Genomic DNA, 2,842 nt, shown 5'->3' on the forward strand with positions numbered 1-2,842 from the left:
CCGAATAGTGCTTTCGGGCCATGTCTTGATCATCTCGCTTCCTCCCGCACAGATGCGGGATTCAACGTGTCCAAGATCCGGGGTCAACTCCCCAGCGCCCAGACTCCACCAACCGATCCGAAGGGTACCGGTCAAACCAAGTCGGCCCCACGCTGGAAGCCAGCGCTCAACGCCCTGGCCATCACGTTCGCTGACCGGATGCCAGCAGCCGAAGATCGCTGATCGAAAGGAAATTCGAATACACGCCCACTTACACCGAATATCGGACAGTCCCGCTTCGCGGGGACAGGGAGTGGTGTGGTCGGCGATACTCACCGATGTGGTTGGGCAGATGGAGTGGTGGCGCGAGCGCGGGGTGATGGTTGCGTTCGCGTTGCGGTGGGCGCCGTTCGGCGGGGGCAGTAGCGAGGACATCTGGCTGGCCTTCGGCATCAGCGAACACGTCTACTTCGCCCGCCTGCAGGTGGTGCTCCGTGGTGGCCCACCCGTGGGGGTCGACGATGTCACGTGGGATCGCCTGCGTGGTGTGTGTACCCGCCGACTGGCGGCCGATGCCGGTCCGAGCTCACCGTCAGCAGAGGGTCGGGCATGAGGGCAGGCGGCACAACATCGGTTCGGAGGCGACCGTAGAGCATTCGGTCATCGCCGGAAACATCGATGCCGGAGGCTTTGTCTGCGATGCGGGGCAGTGTTGAGGATGGTGAGTGGTGATGGGAGGGTTATCGGTCGTGCCTTCGGTGTGTGGCGTGTAGCTGGCGGTGTGCGGTAGCGAGTTGGTGTCGTAGGCCGGCATTTTCGGCTGCCAGGTTCGGGTTCCTGTGGTGGTTTGTGCCGTTCGGTCGTCGAGCGGCGGTGTCGGGGTGGGGTTCGGTCTCGGCGGTGGGGGTTGGTGATCGGTCGGTGGTGGTTGAGGCTTTGATGCGGGCGAGGATGTCAGGTTGGGTGTAGATCCACGATCGCGCGACGGCGGCGGTACGGGCGAGTTCTGAGACTGTGATGGGGCCGGGGTGTGTGTCGAGGGCGGCGAGGGCGCGGTTGCGGGTGTGTTCGTGGCGGCGGCGGGCGGCAGCGCGTAGGTGGGCGCTGTTATCGGCGTGCATGGGCGTTCACGTCACGATGGCGTGGGGTGTGGGTGTTGGTTGGGCTATAGCTGCCGGGATGCCCGATGATCTGACGTGTCACCCCTCACCTCCTGGTCGAACATGTATTCGCACGATAGGGGGTGGGGGTGACAGTCGGACGCGGCCAGCGGCTGGGGTCATCGGGCGGGTGTTCGCGCTGACCGTCCGATGCCGGTGGCGGTGCGCAGCTGGTCGGGGTCATACCCGTTGGCGGCGTTCATGTCGCAGCGTACGGTGCCGTAGCCCTCGGGCAGGCCGTGGCCGTAGCCCTGGCCGTTGGTGTACTGGTGGGCGATCATCTGCGCTGCCAGGTCTCCGGTGCCGGGCGGGAACACCGGCGCCGACCCGTAGGAGGGGACGACGAACCCGATCGGTGGACGGTGGGGCCAGATGTGGGCGTCGTGGGGGTTGAGGTAGCCGATCACCCGGCGCGGTCGGCCGTGGATGTGCGGGCCGCGCCAGTCGCCGATCGCCCAGACGAGCCGGTTGATCGCGTCGCTGTTGTCGCCGGTGATCTGTCCGCCCCACGATTCCACGTCGACCATCGACACGACATCGGGGCGGTTCTCGCCCTGCAGGTCGAGGTGGGTAGCCAACACATCGCGCCAGTTGCGCCGGTACACGCAATACACGATCAGTCCCCGCAACCGTCCGGAATCGAGCCACGACCGCGCCATATCCCAATTATGTGTGAAATTGCGGTCGCGATATGTGCCGTCGTTCGATCGAATTGACAACCATGTGTAGGGATAGCTGTCATCGAATACCGGTTGCCATTCGGAAATATCGGCAAACAATGTATCTGCCATGTGGTTAATTCTCCTTTTCTGGTGATTGAGCGAATTTCTGTATTCACGGTTCCACGGTGGTTGACAGTGTCGCCGCGACGGTGGCGTGCTGGTGCCAGCCGGGCTGCGTTAGTGGCGGTAAAGGCTTGCTGTGCAACCTGATCGTAGAGGTACCGGGCCGGTCTGACAGGTGGGCGCCGACGGCGGTTCCGGTGGTGGGGAAATGGGTGATTTATCTGCGGTGTTGTGTTGAGGACAGGTGTCCACGACGCATTCATCGGGACGGTCGACGAGTATTTCTGTCGAATGAGGTGGTGACCTGGAGGTTCTCTAACTTGTCAGTGTGGGGTGCCAGTCTGTCGTTAGCTCGTCACCGTCATCGAGCAACTCGCCGCCACTAGAAGGCGACGATTTCAACAATCGCAAGGAGTAGTGATTATGCAGGACAAGACCACGTCTGAGGTTGCAGCCGCGGCTGCGGCCACCACCGTCGACGAGGGCAACGCGCCAGCCGTGCAGGACTTCGCGGCCACCGCAGCGGCTACCGCGGCAGTGGCGGCCGGCTGCCAGATCTACCCGCCCACCTCGTTCCAGGTGTGCGGTGCGATCCGCGACAAGTACAACCAGATGGGCGGACCGACGAGTTTTCTGCTGTTTCCCAAGAGCAATGAGCTGACCAACCCGGGCAACACCGGCAAGCGTTCGGAGTTCATCGGCGGCAACATCTACTGGTCGGCGGCCACCGGCGCGCACCCGGTCGCCCACGAGTTCTTGTTCAAGTGGGGCGATCACGGCTATGAGACCGGGTTCCTCAAATACCCGAAGACCGACGAGATCGTGTGGTTCCCCCGGAATCGTGGAGGACTCCTCTATGCGGCTTCGGGCTCGGTCAGTGCGGCGTTCTCGTAGTCGACCGGACTCACCATCCCGATC

Annotated in this window: 3 protein-coding genes and 1 pseudogene; 3 read left to right on the top strand and 1 reads right to left on the bottom strand. The window is 63.4% G+C overall.

Features of this window, described 5'->3' with window-relative positions:
- Positions 1-108: 108 nt before the first annotated feature.
- Positions 109-222 (top strand): annotated as a pseudogene (locus tag ACIGKQ_RS25195) (hypothetical protein); the annotation flags it as partial.
- Between the two features lie 97 nt (positions 223-319).
- Complete coding sequence (locus tag ACIGKQ_RS25200; RefSeq protein WP_235723275.1) at positions 320-592, top strand: hypothetical protein; 273 nt, start codon at positions 320-322, stop codon at positions 590-592.
- A 666-nt stretch (positions 593-1,258) separates the two neighbouring features.
- Here the strand turns inward: ACIGKQ_RS25200 and ACIGKQ_RS25205 are convergent.
- Positions 1,259-1,798 (bottom strand): hypothetical protein, encoded by a 540-nt coding sequence (locus ACIGKQ_RS25205; RefSeq protein WP_287014789.1) that lies wholly within the window; start codon positions 1,796-1,798, stop codon positions 1,259-1,261.
- 549 nt (positions 1,799-2,347) lie between these two features.
- On the opposite strand from ACIGKQ_RS25205, the gene ACIGKQ_RS25210 reads away from it, so the two are divergent.
- Entirely contained in the window at positions 2,348-2,818 is a 471-nt protein-coding gene (locus ACIGKQ_RS25210) for an LGFP repeat-containing protein (RefSeq protein ID WP_396575174.1), read from the top strand.
- The last annotated feature ends 24 nt before the right edge of the window (positions 2,819-2,842 follow it).

Origin of the sequence: Gordonia sp. NPDC062954, from assembly GCF_044543825.1 — a bacterium.
Lineage (GTDB): Bacteria > Actinomycetota > Actinomycetes > Mycobacteriales > Mycobacteriaceae > Gordonia > Gordonia tangerina.